A 16,517-nucleotide genomic window follows, 5' to 3' on the forward strand; every position below is an offset into this window, starting at 1 on the left:
ATTCGACGACGTGACGAAGCCCCCGGTCCGGGGACCGGGGGCTTCGAGCCACTCGCTGCGTGACGCTCAGGGTCGAATCGGTTCGCCGCCCTGTGAGTTCCGGGTCGTGACGACTCCGAGTCCGAGACGTACGAGTGCGGGCTCGATCGACTTGCGGTCGCCGACCGCAATCACGCGCATCGCATCCGGGTCGAGGACCCGCTGTGTCGCTTCGAACACCGACGCCGGAGTGAGCGAAGCAAGCCGCTCCGGCATCTTCGCGTAGTAGTCCAACGACTGGTCGTAGAGGAACAGCCAGCTGACGGTGCCGGAGACGTCCGCCGCGGTCTCGAACAATGCGGGCAGGCCGCGAGCGATGGACTCGCGCGCCAGCTCGAGTTCGGCGGTGGACATTGGCCTGGCCTTCATGCCGGCCACTTCGAGCATGATCTCGCGAAGGGCGGGGGCCGTGGCATCTCCTCGGACCATGGCACCGACGACCAGTGGGGCCACGCCGCGGTTCTCCCGAATGAACGAGAACGCGCCGTACGAGTAGCCGTGCTTCTCGCGCAGATTGATGTTGACGCGGCTCGAGACCAGCCCGCCGAGCACCTGGTTCATGATGTTGAGTTTTTCGTAGTCGGGATCCGAGCGCGCGACCGCCGGCTGCGCGCACACCAGCGCGGTCTGTGAAGCGCCGGGAAGATCGACAACGGTGATGCGTACGTCCGTCGGCTCGCCGGCACCGGGCGCCGGGGATTGCGGCGCATCGCCGCTCCAGCTCCCGAAAGCGCCGCGAGCCAGTCGCCGCGCCTCGGACTCCGTGAGGTCTCCGGCGAGTACCAGCGCCGCATTGCGGGGCGAGTACGAGCCTCGGTAGAACGCTTCGAGGTCCTCGCGCCGGATTGCCTTCAACGCGTCGGACGACCCCAGCGACAGATGTCCGTAGGGGTGCGCCTGGCCGAACACACAGCGCGCCATGACCCGCATCGCAGTCTGCATCGGCTGCGATTCCTGTTCGACCAGGGCGGTGAGCCGGTCGTTGCGCACCCGATCGACTTCGCCGGCGGGGAAGGTCGGCGAGGTCACCACGTCGGCCATGATGCCGAGTGCGGCCGCAGCCTGACCCTTGAGTGAACTCACCGAGGCGACGCTGCCGTCGGTGTAGGCGATGGTGCCGAGGCTGGCACCCAGGGCCTCGAGTTCGCGTGCGATTCCGAGCGCATCGCGCTTGCCCGCACCTTCATCGAGCATCGACGCCGTGAAGCCGGCGAGGCCGGGTTGGGCCGTCGGGTCTGCGGCGCTTCCTGAACGCACGACCAGTTCGGCTGCGACGACCGGCAGTCCGTGCTGTTCGACGAGCAGCACCGTGAGGCCGTTTTCGAGTTGGAACTGCAGTGGCGCCGGCAAGGGCGTGGTCGAGAGCGCGCCGGCTTTCGGGCGTTCGTTGCGCCACGGTTCCGCCGACACAATGGTTTGATCGCTCTTCGCTGGTGCCGCGGGCGTCGGAGGTCCGGGAGGAAGTCGTTTCTCGCCTGGAATGCAGTGAATGACGACGCGGCGGTCGCGAGCGAGCTGTTCGGTCACGAAGCGCTTCACTCCACTCGCGGTGACGGCGTCGAGACGCTCGAGATCCTTCTGAAGGAATCCCGGGTCCTGAACGTACTGGTTGTAGCGATTGAAGGCATTCGCGACTCCGTCGAGCCCGCCGACGTGCTGCAGCTGTTCGACCATCTGCGAATAGAGCGCGGTCTTGGCTGCGCGCAGCTCGGCTGCGCTCGGTCCCTCCGAGGCAAAGCGCCCCAGCTCGCCATCGAACTGCTGCTCCAACTCGGCCGCGGAGTGCCCTGGTTTTGCCGTCAGGGTGACCTCGAACACCGACCCGAGGCTCAGCGACTGCTGCGAAGCACTGACACTCTGAGCGATCTTCTGATCGTAGACGAGTGACCGATAGAGCCTGCTCGACTTGCCGCCTCCGAGCAGCCGCGCAGTGACGATCGCCTCGGCGTCGCCGGGCTGGAATGCATTCGGCGTGATCCAGCCCATCAGCACTTTCGGCAATTCGATCCGATCCGGAACCGTGTCACGCACCTCGGATGTGATCACCGGCGCCTTCGCGGTCGGGACCGCAACCTCGGGGCCTCGCGCAAGGGTGCCGAAATACTTATCGACCCACTGCTTGGTCTGCGCGACGTCGATGTCGCCGACGATTGCGAGGCTCGCATTGTTGGGCCCGTAGAAGCTGCGGAAAAATTCACGCACGTCCTCGAGCTTCGCGGCCTGAATGTCGTCATGGGAGCCGATCACCCATGCGTAGTACGGATGCTCCTTCGGGAACAACCGTTGGAACAATCGCTCCTCTGCGAGCTGGTACGGGGTGTTCTCGACGGCTTCACGACGTTCGTTGCGCACCACGTCCTGCTGATTCGCGAGGCTTGCAGCGTCCAGCCGATCGAGCAGGAAGCCCATGCGGTCACTCTCGAGCCACAGTGCCAGCTCGAGCTGATTCGAAGGCACGTCCTCGAGATAGTTGGTGCGATCGAAGTCCGTCGTGGCGTTCACGAATGAGGATCCCGCACCCTCGAGGATCGCAAAGTACTGATCTTCCGGAACATGCCCCGAGGCCTGGAACATCATGTGTTCGAACAGATGAGCGAACCCGGTTCGGCCCGCGGCTTCGTTCGCCGGTCCGACGTGGTACCAGAGGTTGACCGCGGCGATCGGTAGCCGCGCATCGCGACGCAGGATCACTTCGAGACCATTCGGCAAGGTGTACGTTTCGAACGCGAGAGCGACGTGAGGCGGTCCGCTGCTCGGTGCCGGGTCGCAACCGGCGAACGCGGCGATGCAACCGATCAAGAGGGCCGCGCGAGTGAAACGAGCCACGGAGATAGGCAACGATGCAGGCATGAGAGGTCTCCAGGAAGTGCGGGGTGATCACGAGCCCGCAGTTTCGCCCCTCCGCCGAACGCGCGACAACCTCACCTGCCGGGCGCGGCGGCAGGGCGACAGGCGCAGGCAAGCGCAGGTTGCGCGCCGTGATTCGCGACCTCTCACGCTCGCCGGCCGTTTTCCGACTTCGGTCGCGAATCCACCGCACTTGTGACGGCGTGCGCGAGGTGACGGCCTGACGTGCGGCTATGCTGAGGATCGAAGGGGTACGGAGGGGGCTGCGCCGCGTCGCTCGATCCGAGCGCGAGGAAGCCGGCCGTCACGACGAAAGGGCGCCATGACATCGGAGTCGAAGTCGAAGCCTGTCGGATGGAGTGCGTGCGTCGCGGCAGCGGCCGTGATGCTGCTGGGTGCGGTTGCGATCCATGGGGCGTCCGCCGCGACGTCGAGCCAGGATCTTCTGGCGGCCAATCGCGACACCACGGTGTCTCCCGCACACGACTTCTTTCAGTACGCCAATGGTGGCTGGCTCGCACGGCATCCCATTCCCGCCAGTGAATCGGCGTGGGGAATCGGCAATCAGGTCAATGAGGAGCTCTACCTTCGCAAGCGCTCGATCAGCGAGACGGCCGCCGGTGCAGGCGCGGTGCCCGGCTCCGATTCACAGAAGATCGGCGACTTCTGGCTTGCGGCGATGGACACGCTTCGCACTGATCAGCTTGGCGCGGCCCCGCTCGAACGCGAACTGAGACGCATCGACGCAATACGCTCTGGTGTCGAAGTGGTCGAGGTCGCCGCGTTCCTCAATCGCCAGGGAGCCGGGTGCCTGTGGTCATTCGGCATCGGCCAGGACGATATGCGCAGCGATGTGATCGCGGTGTTCGTATCGCAGGGTGGCCTCGGACTACCCGATCGCGACTACTACTTCAATCCCGAGGCCGGAGTCGTCAGGGCTCGCACCGAATACCCCAAACACGTCGCGCGCATGCTCGAGTTGGCCGGTGCAGAACCAGGCGAAGCGCAGCGTGGAGCGGCCGCGGTGCTGAGTTTCGAGACTGCACTCGCCACGGCGAGCCGCAAGCTCGAGGATCGACGCGACCCCTACAAGAACTACAACAAACGAAGCGTCGCGGAAGTCGCATCGAGGCTCACTCCGCACATCGCATGGCGATCGATCCTCGATGGCTACGGGCTCTCGAAAGTCGACACCCTGATCATTCGCCAACCGGAGTTCCTGACCGCGCTGGACAGCCTCGTCATGGCGACGCCGGTTGCGGATCTCCGGCACTACCTTCGCTACCAGCTGCTTTCGACGTACGCGCCTTATCTTGGCCACGCACTCGACCAGCAGAACTTTGCGTTCTACGGCACGATCCTCGACGGGCGCACGACTCAGCGCCCCCACTGGAAACGCGCCCTCGACGCGCAGGAGGACGCGCTCGGCATGGTGATGGGGAAGCTGTTCGTGAGCGCCTATTTTCCGCCACGAACCAAGGCTCGTTACGACAAGCTCGTGGAAGTCATCCGTGACAGCTATCGGGAGCGCATCGCAGGGCTCGAGTGGATGAGCGCGGTGACCAAACGGCGAGCGACCGAGAAGCTGGATCGCATGACGAAGAAGGTCGGATATCCGGCGCGATGGAAGGACTTCTCGACGCTGAGAATCAACCGCGACTCCTATGCCGCCAACGTTCGGGCGGGAATCGTGTGGCAGTTCGACGATGCCGTCAGCAAGTTCGGAAAACCGGTGGACCGCACCGAGTGGGTCATGACTCCTCAGACATACAACGCGTACTACAACGCATCGAACAATGAGATCGTACTGCCGGCGGGCATCTTTCTGATTCCCGGCCTCAAGGACGACGAAGCCGACGACGCGCTGGTCTATGGCTACGCGGGCGCGTCGACCATCGGCCACGAGATCACCCACGGCTTCGACGACGACGGACGTCAGTACGACGTGGCCGGCAATCTCTCGAACTGGTGGACGGCGGCCGACGAGAGCAGTTTCAAGGCGCGCGCCGAAGTGATGTCGCGGCAGTTCGATCTCTACGAACCGCTACCGGGCCTGCACATCAACGGGCGAGCGTCGCTGGGAGAGAACCTCGCCGACTTCGGCGGGGTAGTGCTGGGGCTGCAGGCGTTCAAGAAGACGCGTCAGTATCGTGAGGGGAAATCGATCGGCGGTCTCACGCCCGTTCAGCGCTACTTTCTCGGCTACGCGCTCGGTTGGATGTCGCATCAACGAGAGGAACGCCTGAGGGCTCGGCTTCTCAGCGACGTGCACGCGCCCGCCAAGTGGCGAGTGCTGGGGCCGATGGCGAATCTGCCGGAGTTCTACGAGGCATTCGGGATTCGGGAGGGCGACCCGATGTGGCGCCCCGCCGAAGCCCGCGTTCGGGTGTGGTGAACGGCACGGAGTAGAGTGCGAGTCCTATGGTCGGGACTCGTGCCTCAACGATCGTGCTCGGCGCCGGGCTCCAGGGCGCCGGGGTTGCCCTGGAGCTCGCACGTCGCGGACTTCCGAGCACCTTGATCGAACGTGACGCTTGCGCCATTCATCGGGCGAGCCTTCGCAACGAAGGCAAGATTCACCTCGGATTCATCTACGCAAACGATCGCTCACTCGCAACCGCCGATCTGCAGCTCGAGGGCGCGTTGCGGTTTCGTCGCATCGTTGCGAGCTGGATGAACGGATCCGACGACTGGCTCGAACGCTCGACGCCGTTTCAGTATCTCGTCGCCGCGGACTCGGTCGTCGCGGCGCATGACCTGGCTTCCCACTACGCCGCGGTCGAGGCGCGCCATCACGAGTGGCTGCGAGGGGACGAGGGGCTCGATTACCTCGGCCTTCGGCTCGATCAGCTGGTACGTCCGCTCGCCGCTACGGAGCTGGCCGCCTTCTTCGAACCGAGCCGACTCGAAGCGGGTTTCGCGACCGCGGAGCTCGCAATCGACACCGACGTGCTGGCCATGCACGTTCGACGCTCACTCGCCGACTCCCCGCTCGTGACGTTCCTGCCCGCGCACCTCGCTCGCTCGATCACGCGCGGTCGCCACGGCTTTCGCGTCGAGGGAGAGAGCCCGAGCGGGACGTGGCGGATCGACTCGGAGCAGGTCGTGAACGCGACTTGGGAGCACCGCCTCGCGTTCGATCGCCAGCTCGGCGTCGCGCCGCCCGCGGATCTGCTCCATCGCCTCAAGTATCGCGTGATCGCGCAATTGCCGACACGACTGCACGGCGCGCCTTCGGTCTCGATGGTGCTGGGACGCTACGGAGACATCGTCGTTCGCCGCGGTGGTGCCGCCTTCCTCTCGTGGTATCCGGCGGGGCTGCGCGGCTGGAGCCACGAACTCGTTCCCCCGGAGGATTGGGACGCACCGTGCCGCGGCGAGACTCCGACGGCGCTCGCGAATGAGATCCGCGATCAGATTCTCGCGGGAATCGATGCCTGGTTTCCCGGTGTCGCTGACTCCGAGACGTTGCGGGTCGACGCGGGCGCAATCGTCGCGATCGGCCGCAGCGACGTGGACGACGCCGCGAGCGCGCTGCACGATCGCACCCGCATCGGAGTCGAGTCTGACGATGGCTACCATTCGGTGAATACCGGCAAGCTGACCACTGCGCCGCTGTTCGCCGTCGAGGTCGCGAACCGCGTTGAGGCGCGGACACGCCGCGGCGCCGGGTCGCAATGACGGACATCGGCGTCCGGCCGCGCGTGGTGGCACTGATTCCCACCTGGAGCGCCGAGGAGTTCATCGAGCAGACGCTCGAGACGCTGGCCCGGCAGACCTATCCGAACGTCGAGTTCCTGATCTCGGACGACGCGTCACCTGACGCAACCGCTGCGATCTGCGAGCGATTCGCGGCACGCGACCCACGCTTTCGGGTGATGCGTCAGGCTCGCAATCTGGGCTGGGTCGGAAACGTGAACGCGCTGCTGGAGGCGGCACGGGCTGACTATCTGACCTTTGCCTTTCAGGACGACCTGCCCGCGCCGACCTACATCGAAGAGTGCGTCGCCGCACTCGAGTCACATCCGACCGCGATTCTCGCCTACTCGGACGTGGAGTTGATCGAGCAGGATGGCAGCCGCACGGAGAAGCGCTACCTGGCACTCGAGCGAGCGACGAGCCGCGCGGAGCGGGCGCGTTCGATCGCACGCATCGAAGGATCGTGGTGGATTCCGAATCGCGGCGTGTTTCGAGCGAGCGCCGCCACCACCATCGGGGGCCTCAGGCGCCACCGCGGTGGCGAATTCTCGGCCGATTGGCCGTGGCTGATTCACATGAGCCTGCTCGGAGAATTCGTACGGGTGCCCGGTCCGCTCGTCACGAAGATCTACCAGGCACGCAGTCTGTCGCGGAGCTGGGACTTCGGAGTGCGGTCGTGGAGTGCCGTGACGGAGTCGGCGCTCGCGACAGTGTGGGAGAGCGGGATCACCACTCGCGAAAAGTGGTCCGTCTCGCTGGCGCTCACGGACGTGGTGCGAAATCGGATGTGGCGCAAGGTTCGCCGAGCGGCGGGAAGCGCTCTGCGTCGACTCGGACTGCGCCCCGCGGCGCCGGTTCCCGAACAGCTCGGCAGATGAGTGCAGGTAGCACGCGGGTGATTGCCGCGGCGCACGTGTGTCGCGTCCGCATCATCAGTGGTGAAACCAGTCCTTGAGGCCGTGCCCACCGTGCCCGGGCTCACGCATGCCGACCGACTTCAGCTTGAAGGGCGTGCGATCTTCGACCGTGAAGATGAATTCGTGCGAGGTGGCGTCGGACGCGAGCAGTTTGACCGTGATCCGATACGGAGTCGACTCGACCACCGATCCCAGCACCAGCTTTCCGAATCGTTCCCGAAGATTGCGATAGCTCTCGACGCGGGCCTCGACGCCCTTTGCCTTGATGCTCTCCCTGGCGAGCTCACGCGTATTGAATTCACGCATGGCCGCCTCGCCGGTCGAGAACGCGCGCACCCAGCGGCGGCCGCGCTCTGCGGCACGTGTGTCCGGCCAGCCCTCGCGATCCTCGATGGCTGACGTCACGGCCTTGCCGGAGGTCGAAGGCGGTGCAGCGGCCACTGCCGCGACGCCGAGGCACTGCAGTGACAGGACCAGAGCCGTGAAGCGAATGCATCTCATGATCGATCCTCCGTGTTGAGCGGTCGGCGATCGCATCGAGTGATCGCCAAGGATGGCGGGTCAGGCATGGGTCAGGGCCTCTCTCACCGTGAGCCGGGCGGCACGGCGAGCCGGATAGAAGCTGCTCAGCGACGCGACGACGAGCAGCAGCAGCAACCACCACAGCGGCGCGACGAGCGACAGGTGGAAGTTCAGCGGGGACTTGAAAAAGATGTTTCCGCATGCGGCCTCGAGCACATAGCTGATCGGCGCCGCCAGCAGCATCGCGAAGACCCAGCTGATGACTGCGACCAGAAGGCTCTCGAACCAGACGTGTCGCGCGATGGTCGAGGGCGTGGCGCCGATCGTGCCGAGAATGCCGAACTCCCGAGTGCGCTGAACGACCTGGAGCGTCATCGAGGAGGCGAGGCCGAGGCCGCCCACCAGCACCACGACCAGCGATGCCATCGTCAGAACACTCAGGATGATCACGAGGTGATCGAGGATGCCCTGTCGTACGTCCAGCATGCGGTGCATCCCGGCGACCTCGATGCCGTGACTCTCGGCGGCACTTTCGATGCTGCGCGCGACGCTTCGCTGAGTGGCGTCGTCATGCGCGCGGGTGACGACCTGAATCAGTCGCACCAGGGAATCCGGTTGCCCGATCGCGTCGCGAACCAGCTCGCGCGGCGCATAGACGGTCGCCATCGGCGTGAGTTCCTTGACGATGCCGACGATCGGCAACTCCAGTGTGCGGCCGGCGAGTCGGAGTCGCACCTGATCTCCGATCTGCAGGCCGGGATGGCGCGCGAGCACGCCGTTGTTGACGACGGCCGCGAGCGAGTCGCCGGACTCCAGCCACCGCCCGGCCACCAGCGGGAGCGCCAGCATCGTCGAGCCGGCGGGAAGTCCGAGAAGCGCGAGTGTCGATCCGGGTACTCCGCTCGGGCCGATCAGATAGGGCCCGGCTCCGAGCCAGAACTCGACGCGCTCGATGAGCGGAAGTTCCCCAAGCAGGGTGCGAACTCGTTCGACCGAGGTGGGGCGCGCAAGCCGGAGCGCCAGGTCGTAGCGCCGCACTCGAAAATCATCATTCACCGCTCGCGTCCACGCTTCGGCCACATTGAGCGCGGAGATGAAGGCCGCGCCACCGATCGCCAGCATGCCCAGTGTCAGGGCGAGACGGCCTCGCTGAACGAGGGTGCCGCGCATCGAGAGCAGAAAGGCCCTAGGCAACCAGGTGCTGCGCATCAGCCATCGATCCGAGCGGCGGGTTCCGAACGGCCTCCGACCCGGAGCGTCATTCAGCGCCTCGAGAACGGTGATGCGGGCGGCGCGCTGCACCGGGACCCACGCGATGAGCAGCGGGATCAGCACGCCGACGCCGATCTCGATCGCGATCACCCAGTAGGGGAAGGGTGCACGCGAGATGTCGGCGTTGAGCACTCCGGCAGCGAAGCTGGCGTAGGCCCTTCCGACCACGATGCCGAGCGGGACGCCGACCGCGAGCGAGCCTAGGGCCAGCACGGCGACCTCTCCGAGGTAGAGGCCGGCGATCTGTCGGGAAGTTGCGCCGATCGCTTTCATGACACCGATCTGGCGGAGCTGCTCGCTCATGTGGGCGTGCACCATCGAGGTCACCAGCACGGCGCTAAGCCCGAAGCTCAGGATGCCGAACGCGAGGAGCAGGTAGAGGAACGCCTGCATCTGATCGGCGTGAGGATGGCGCCCGAGAGTCGGAATCGTGACACGTTCGACGGTGCGCCCGCTCCGTTCGAGCAGCGCCTTGACCGAATCGGCGACCTCACGGACGTAGCCTTCGTCGAGCGGGTGCTCGGCGACGACGATGCGCAGCTGCGAGGACTCGCCGTGCGTCCGGCCGCGTACCGCCGAGTCCCAGCCGACAAAGCCCGGCACCATGTGTTCCATCCAGGCGGGCGGCAGGCCCTCGGCATGAACCGTCCCCGCGACCGTCAGCGAGACCTGGTCGCCTCCGTCGAGACGAATCGCCACGGAGTCTCCGATCGCGGCCTTCGCAACCTGGAGCGCGCTGCGCTCGAGCAGGACCTCGCCCGCCGCGGGCGGCCAGCGTCCCTGGTCGCGACGAAAGGTGTCGATGCGTAGTCGATCGAAGTCGCGCACCACCTGAAGGATGGCGGGAATCCATTCGTCGGGGCCGACCCGGATCCGCGCGATCACGAGCGGACGAGCTTCCGCGAGCGCGACGCCGCGAAGCGCACCGACCGCGGCGATCAGCGCATCGTCGAGGGAGTCGACCACGAAGGTCGCCGAGGCCGGCTGGGTGCGGCTGTACATGGCGCCCAGTTCCGGCTGCAGCACCGCGTACTTGTAGAGCATGACGCCGATCTGAAAGATCCCGGCGGCGAGCGCCAGCATCACCAGCACCGAGCGCCCGCGTCGTCCGAACAAATCCCGCCACACCTTTTTCCATCGCGGCGCACTCACGAGGCGACGCATCCGTCGGCCAGCGTCAGGGTACGACCGACCCCCGATACGGCCTCGCGCTCGTGCGTGACCACCACCATGGTCTTTCCAGCCTCCACGAGGTCTCGGAACAGGCCGAAGATCGCGGCGCTGGTCGCCGAATCGAGATTCCCCGTCGGTTCGTCCGCGAGGATCAGAGGAGGGTCGTTCGCGAGCGCACGCGCGATCGCGACACGCTGCTGCTGCCCGCCGGATAGCGCCGCCGGAAGCTTGTCCGCCTGATCCGAGACGCCGACGCGGCTCAGCAACTCGAGGGCGCGCGCGCGCCGCATGCCGCCCGGATGCGTGCCGGCGAAGTCCATGGGCAGCATTACGTTTTCTGCCACCGTGAGCGTCGGCAGGAGCTGGAAGAACTGGAAGACCACCCCCACCGTCCGCCCTCGCCAGCGCGCGAGGTGATCATTCGAGAGCTGGTGAATCGAATTGCCTCCGATCGAGACGGTTCCGGACGTCGGTCGATCGAGGCCCGCCATCAGATTGAGGAGTGTCGACTTTCCGCTCCCGGATCGGCCGACGATCGCCATGAACTCCCCGGCCCGGACCTCGAGCGTGACGCCGCTCAATGCCTGAAACTTGCCAGCCGGCGTCACGAACTGACGGGTGAGGTCGCGAACGGCGATCACGGTGTTCCTCCACGAAAGGGATGCCTTCGCGCGCATCGGTCGACGCGTGGTGGCGTCGCTCAAAGTGATGGCCTCTGCCGGCTGCGGCTACTGCGTCGGGATGGGCGGGATCGGCACGGGGACGAGCGGGATTGCGACCGCGCGGTGCGGATCGGCACCGATGCTAGGATCGGGTTGCATGCGTCAACCCCTTCGCACCACCGCCACGGCGCTGTCCATTGCCGCGCTGCTCGCGTTACTCGAGCTCTTCCGCACCACGCTGACCCGCATCCTCGAGGGCAACCCGGCGACCGGTCCCGAGTTTCTGCATCGCGTGATTCCGATGTGGGTCACCGTGGTGATCGCCTCGCCGTGGTGTGCGTTCATGACCTCACGCTTCCCGTTCCGGCCGGGCCGCACCGCCCGCACCCTGTTCGCCCACTTCGGAGGCGCGGGTGTGTTCGTGGCGCTGCATCTGAGCCTGATTCTGCTGTTCCACTGGGTGATGGCGAATGCGCGATTCGGTTCCAACGCGATCGTGGATCTGCCGACCGGCCATCGATTGCTCCACATGTATGCGTTCTACGTCGGGATGGAAATGAGCGTCTACGCCGCGATCGTCATGGTGCTGTTGCTTCTGCAGGCGCGTCGCGAGGCCGCCGAGCGCGAAGTCGCAACCGCCCGCCTGGCACAGTCCGTCACCGCCGCGCGGCTCGAAAGCCTTCAGGCGCAGATTCATCCGCACTTCCTGTTCAACACGCTCAATACCCTCGCGGTGCTGGCGCGCCGCGGTGACGGCCCGGCGGTCGATCGGGCGATCGGCGACCTCGGCGCGATGCTTCGAGCTTCGTTCGAATCGCCGGGCCGCCACGAACTCTCGCTCGCCGAAGAGATCGCATTCGTCGAACGCTACTTGAGTCTTCAGCGGCTCCGCTTCCCCGACCGACTGGCGGTCGACCTGCAGATCGACGCGGAGACACTCGACGCCCGCGTTCCGGCCTTGCTCGTGCAACCCCTGGTGGAGAATGCCCTGGAGCATGGGCTCGCGACCGCCCGCGGAGGGCGGTTGCGTATCTCGGCGCGGCGCGACGCCGGGGTGCTGCAGATCGAGGTCGCGGATGACGGACCCGGATTCGGCGCCGCGATGGCCGCCGACGCGAGTGGGATCGGGCTCGCAAACATCCGCGAACGGCTGCAACTCCTCTACGGGGCGGCCGGGGAACTCACGTGTGGGGACGCGCCCGCAGGCGGGGGAAGGGTGCGCGTTCGCATTCCGTGGCGCACCGTCGATCGCACGGAGATTGCGACGTGATCCGGGTCGCGATCGTCGACGACGAACCGGTTGCCCGCGAAGGACTGCGGCTGTGGCTGGCCAGCGAGCCCGACGTGCGGATCGTCGGCGAAGCCGGCACGCCCGCGGATGCGACTCGCATGGTGCTACGTGAGCAGCCGGACCTGCTGTTCCTCGACGTGCAGATGCCGGAGGGAGATGGATTCGACGTGATCGAAGCCGTGGGTGGCGAACATCTTCCCGAAGTCGTGTTCGTGACCGCTCACGAGCGCCACGCGTTGCGAGCGTTCGATCTCGCCGCAGTCGACTTTCTGCTCAAACCGGTACGCGAAGAGCGATTTCGCCAGGCACTCGAACGCGCCCGTCTCGAACTGGCACGCGGGGAAGCGCGTGAGGGACCGGGGCGACTTTCTGCGCTGCTCGACCACGTTCGAGGAGCGGCCACGGCCGATGGCCGACGTCAGATTCATCGCTTCGCGGTGCGAACCCGCGATCGATTCGTGATCGTGCCCGCCATGGAAGTGCGCTGGATCGGCGCAGCATCGAACTACGCGGAACTGCACCTGCAAGGGCACTCGCACCTGGTGCGCACGACACTCTCGGACTTGGAGCGCGGACTCGATCCGGAACGATTCGCGCGCATTCATCGCGGTACGATCGTGCGCGTCGACTGTGTTCGTGAAGTGATTCCAGCCAGCCACGGCGACTACGACGTGGTGCTGGACGACGGCACCACGCTCAAACTGAGCCGCCGCTTTCGTTCGAGGCTGCTGGCCTGACGACCTACTGAACGAATGCGACCTTGCAGGAACGCGTTTCGCCTGCGCGCGCGAGTCGCAACAGGTAGACGCCCTGAGGCAACACGCGTTCGGGGAGGAGACTGACCTGGTGAGTGCCGGCACCGAGGCCACCCACCGAGCGACCGGCGAGGCGACGGCCCGCGAGATCGAGCAGCTCGAGTGTGGCCGGCGCTCCGTCCGGCAGCGAGATCGCAACCGTCAGTTGCCGCCGAGCGGGGTTCGGCCACGCGCCGGCGAGCGCAAGTCGCGGTCGCGGTGGCGTCGGAGCCGCGACCGCGGCCGGCGAAACGATGGTGAACGTCGTGTCGCTCGCGTCGGATCGACTCGCGAACACGGCATCGACCACACGGACGCGGGCCGAACTGGTGAACGGCTCCGTCACGGTCCACGGAAAGGAGGTGCCGATCAGGTGTTCGGCGATGCGCTGCCAGTTGACGCCGCCATCTCTCGAAACTTCGAGATGGACCGCAACCACGCCCGGGCCCAGTGCCCACTGGATCTCGCGCTCCTCGCCCGTCAGCCACACTTCGCCGCCGTCGGGCTGCACGAGCGCGAGGCTCGGAGTCAGAGTCGGCAGGCATGAGGCTTCGAGCAGGTTCACACTCGAACTCGAGGCGTTGACCGACACGACATCGGTCGCGCCGTCCTCATCGAAGTCTCCCACCTGCGTGTTGCGAGGAGGGCCGGTCGTCGCAAACGTGGTGGGGGCGTCGAACGAGCCGTCGCCGACGCTTGCGGAGCCGCCGCCGACCAGGATCGATACGCTTCGCGCCGACGTGTTGTTGGCGACCACCAGATCGACGATGCCGTCTCCACTCCAGTCGGCGACCTTCACGCCGTAGGGCGCATCGTTGGCCGGGAAGCTGCCGCCCGCGACGAACGCTCCGGTTCCGATGCCGCCGTTCCCCTGACCGATCAGGATCGAGATGTTGTTCGATGTGATGTTTCCGATCGCCAGATCGACGATGCCGTCCGCGTCGAAGTCGGACGCGGCGATGCTGAAGGGCGTCACGCCGCACGGGTAGGTGGTGCCGGGCCCGAACGTGCCGTTGCCCTTACCACCGGTACCAGCGCCCCGATACACACGGGCGCCAGGATCGTGGGCGATCGCGAGGTCCCAGATGCCGTCCTCGTCGAAGTCCGCGACCTGGACGGCGCGCGGTGAAATGAGATCCGTGAGCGTCGGCCCGACGCTGAACGTGCCATTGCCGACCCCGGACGCTCCATTGCCGAACAGGAGGGTCGCGGTGCTCGCGCCTCCCACCGCGACCAGATCGAGAATGCCGTCCTCATTGAAGTCGCCCTTGGCGAGGTCCATGGGCGCGCTCACGCCGGACACCGTCGAGCTCGACATGAATTGTCCATTGCCGATCCCGGCGCTGCCCTTGCCGAACAGGATCGACACGTTCGAGCTTCCATTGTTGCCGATTGCGAGATCGGCGATGCCGTCTCCGTTCCAGTCCCCGCTCACCGCACACGAGGGCAACGCTCCGGCGAAATAGGTGAGCGGAGAGGCGAATGATCCGGCACCGACTCCGCCGACTCCCTCGCCCAACAGGACCGAGACCGTGCCGTCCACGAAGTTCGGAGTCGCGAGGTCCTCGATTCCGTCCTCATTGAAGTCGCCTCGCGTCGCAGCGATCGGTCCACCGCCGGTCGGAAATGAGCTGGCGGTTGCGAGTCCGCACGCCGTGACCTTCAGCTCGCCACTGAATTGCGAGGAATCGGCTGCTCCGATCGAACGGACGCGGTAGAAATAGGTGCCGAATCCCTCGTCCGTGAAACCGAGAGAGCTCGTGCTGCCGCGCTTCGGGCTTGCGACGTCCAGCTGATAGCGGCTGCGGTGCACGTCGTAGGACGTCACGCCGCTCGTGGTGCCCGGCGTCCAGCTCAATTGGACTCCGGTCGAGGTCGGAGTACCGATCAGCTCCGTGGGGGGCTGCAGCGCCACGACGGTTTCGCACGTCGCATCCTCGGCCGCCATGCGCATTACGGTCTTGCATGCCGGATGGAAATCGAGCCGGATGTTACTGATCCCCGCAGACAGCAGGTGGCAGTAACTCATGATCGTCCCCTTGTCGGGGGGCACACGAGGTGAAGCCGAATTACAGGAGCCCTCCGCGGTGTTGCAAGTGTCGAGCAGGGCGCCGACCGGGACGAAGCCGCCCGCCTGCCAATCGCAGCTGTGTGTGTGTGGCGAGCCGAAGTTGTGACCCAGTTCGTGGGCGATGACCTCGATGTCCCAGGTGGTCGCGTTGTTCGGATAGGTGTAGTTGCCGTCGATCGCACTCACTCCGTATCCGAAAGAACCACACAGGACATCGAGATACGCGATGCCGCCACCCAGATTGCGACCCGATACCAGGTGCGCGAGCGAGCGGCTGACACCGCTGCGATTGGCGTTCCAGTAGTTCCGGAACTGCGGGAGCTGTGCCTGGGTCGTGCTGGCCGTGTAAGGATCGTTCGAGTCGGTCCAAAAGTTGAGATACGGAAAGATCAAATTGCAGTTCACGTCTCGTTCGTAGATCAGTGAAATGGTACCGAGCACGACGAGCATGTAGCGCGCTGCAGCGGTGGGCTCGCCGCCGAGCTTCGCGAACATCTCGAAGTCGCAATCCACCGCGATCTTCAATTGCAGGCGACTGCTGGTCGCCAGCGCCTCGGCGCCGGGAAGTCGCAATCGATCACGCCCCGCTCGGGCGGGATCTCGGAGCGCTCGCTCGGCGTCGGCGCCCTCGACGCCACACTGCCAGCGCGCCGCGCTGAGGGACTCATCACGAGTGTCGTCGGCCAGTACCAGCTGCGGCGCGGCTCCCGCAACGGTCGCTCCGAGCGGCGCCAGCACCCTGCGGCGCCCGTTGGACTCGAAGGTGCCGTTGACTCCCGTCGGCGACATGGCAATCACGGCCCAGGAATCCGCATCTCCATCGACCTGGCCGCGAAACAACGAAACGTTCGCGCCCGCCGGACGAGTGCCGGTCGCGCCGCTCAACGTCACCTGCCCGCCGCCCAATACATCGAATGGTTTCAACACGAGACGCACTTCGCCGGCATTCGTCGGCAGGCTCAGCCGACCGCCTCCGGCGCCTCGAAACGCGGTCAGCTCGGCAAGATCCAGATTCAGAATCGTGACGTCTCGACCGTTCGACTCGGCGTCCGCAGCGAGACGAGTTCGGCTCGCCGGCGCGGCGCGCGAGAACACCGGCGCGCCGGACGCTTCGCGGCCGAGCACTCCGATCAACAGGGGCACGGCCAGCAGAGTGCCGAAGCCCAGAGACAGCAAATGATGCGAGAGATTCCGGCGCATGTGACCTGACCTCGGGTGTCGCAGCCTCGG

Annotated in this window: 10 protein-coding genes; 5 read left to right on the forward strand and 5 right to left on the reverse strand. The window is 66.0% G+C overall.

What is annotated here, in order from left to right:
• Window positions 1–66: 66 nt before the first annotated feature.
• A complete protein-coding gene (locus HOP12_03260) occupies window positions 67–2,838 on the reverse strand; it encodes an insulinase family protein (protein NOT33168.1) in 2,772 nt (923 codons plus the stop codon).
• 370 nt (window positions 2,839–3,208) lie between these two features.
• Between HOP12_03260 and HOP12_03265 the strand changes: the two genes are divergently transcribed.
• Genes HOP12_03265 through HOP12_03275 form a run of 3 tightly spaced genes read left to right on the forward strand, consistent with a single transcriptional unit; the run spans window position 3,209 to window position 7,463 of the window.
• A complete protein-coding gene (locus HOP12_03265) occupies window positions 3,209–5,281 on the forward strand; it encodes a M13 family metallopeptidase (protein ID NOT33169.1) in 2,073 nt (690 codons plus the stop codon).
• Between the two features lie 26 nt (window positions 5,282–5,307).
• Window positions 5,308–6,567, forward strand: a complete 1,260-nt coding sequence (locus HOP12_03270; GenBank protein NOT33170.1) for an FAD-dependent oxidoreductase — start codon at window positions 5,308–5,310, stop codon at window positions 6,565–6,567.
• Window positions 6,564–7,463, forward strand: coding sequence for a glycosyltransferase family 2 protein (locus HOP12_03275; GenBank protein NOT33171.1), 900 nt, complete (start codon window positions 6,564–6,566; stop codon window positions 7,461–7,463). Before HOP12_03270 ends, HOP12_03275 begins: the two co-directional genes overlap by 4 nt.
• 54 nt (window positions 7,464–7,517) lie before the next feature.
• Here the strand turns inward: HOP12_03275 and HOP12_03280 are convergent, their stop codons facing one another.
• Genes HOP12_03280 through HOP12_03290 form a run of 3 tightly spaced genes read right to left on the reverse strand, consistent with a single transcriptional unit; the run spans window position 7,518 to window position 11,146 of the window.
• Window positions 7,518–8,003, reverse strand: a complete 486-nt coding sequence (locus HOP12_03280; protein ID NOT33172.1) for a hypothetical protein — start codon at window positions 8,001–8,003, stop codon at window positions 7,518–7,520.
• A 60-nt stretch (window positions 8,004–8,063) separates the two neighbouring features.
• Window positions 8,064–10,448, reverse strand: coding sequence for an FtsX-like permease family protein (locus HOP12_03285; protein ID NOT33173.1), 2,385 nt, complete (start codon window positions 10,446–10,448; stop codon window positions 8,064–8,066).
• Window positions 10,445–11,146: an ABC transporter ATP-binding protein gene (locus HOP12_03290; protein ID NOT33174.1), complete on the reverse strand. Its 702-nt coding sequence runs from the start codon at window positions 11,144–11,146 to the stop codon at window positions 10,445–10,447. The genes HOP12_03285 and HOP12_03290 overlap by 4 nt, the downstream gene beginning before the upstream one ends.
• 142 nt (window positions 11,147–11,288) lie before the next feature.
• On the opposite strand from HOP12_03290, the gene HOP12_03295 reads away from it, so the two are divergent.
• Window positions 11,289–12,401 (forward strand): sensor histidine kinase, encoded by a 1,113-nt coding sequence (locus tag HOP12_03295; protein NOT33175.1) that lies wholly within the window; start codon window positions 11,289–11,291, stop codon window positions 12,399–12,401.
• Window positions 12,398–13,159, forward strand: a complete 762-nt coding sequence (locus HOP12_03300; protein ID NOT33176.1) for a response regulator transcription factor — start codon at window positions 12,398–12,400, stop codon at window positions 13,157–13,159. Before HOP12_03295 ends, HOP12_03300 begins: the two co-directional genes overlap by 4 nt.
• Before the next feature lie 4 nt (window positions 13,160–13,163).
• Here HOP12_03300 and HOP12_03305 read toward each other — a convergent pair whose 3' ends face one another.
• The gene (locus tag HOP12_03305; protein NOT33177.1) at window positions 13,164–16,487 is read right to left on the reverse strand and encodes a hypothetical protein; all 3,324 of its coding nucleotides are present in this window, start codon (window positions 16,485–16,487) and stop codon (window positions 13,164–13,166) included.
• Window positions 16,488–16,517: the final 30 nt, after the last annotated feature.

The sequence above is a fragment of the Candidatus Eisenbacteria bacterium genome, assembly GCA_013140805.1.
GTDB lineage: Bacteria > Eisenbacteria > RBG-16-71-46 > RBG-16-71-46 > RBG-16-71-46 > JABFRW01.

Bases quoted from the DNA above. Each gene is read 5' to 3' on its own strand.
- HOP12_03275 (NOT33171.1), top strand. From the start codon at position 6,564: ATGACGGACATCGGCGTCCGGCCGCGCGTGGTGGCACTGATTCCCACC.
- HOP12_03305 (NOT33177.1), bottom strand. From the start codon at position 16,487: ATGCGCCGGAATCTCTCGCATCATTTGCTGTCTCTGGGCTTCGGCACT.
- HOP12_03265 (NOT33169.1), top strand. From the start codon at position 3,209: ATGACATCGGAGTCGAAGTCGAAGCCTGTCGGATGGAGTGCGTGCGTC.
- HOP12_03295 (NOT33175.1), top strand. From the start codon at position 11,289: ATGCGTCAACCCCTTCGCACCACCGCCACGGCGCTGTCCATTGCCGCG.
- HOP12_03270 (NOT33170.1), top strand. From the start codon at position 5,308: ATGGTCGGGACTCGTGCCTCAACGATCGTGCTCGGCGCCGGGCTCCAG.
- HOP12_03290 (NOT33174.1), bottom strand. From the start codon at position 11,146: ATGCGCGCGAAGGCATCCCTTTCGTGGAGGAACACCGTGATCGCCGTT.
- HOP12_03280 (NOT33172.1), bottom strand. From the start codon at position 8,003: ATGAGATGCATTCGCTTCACGGCTCTGGTCCTGTCACTGCAGTGCCTC.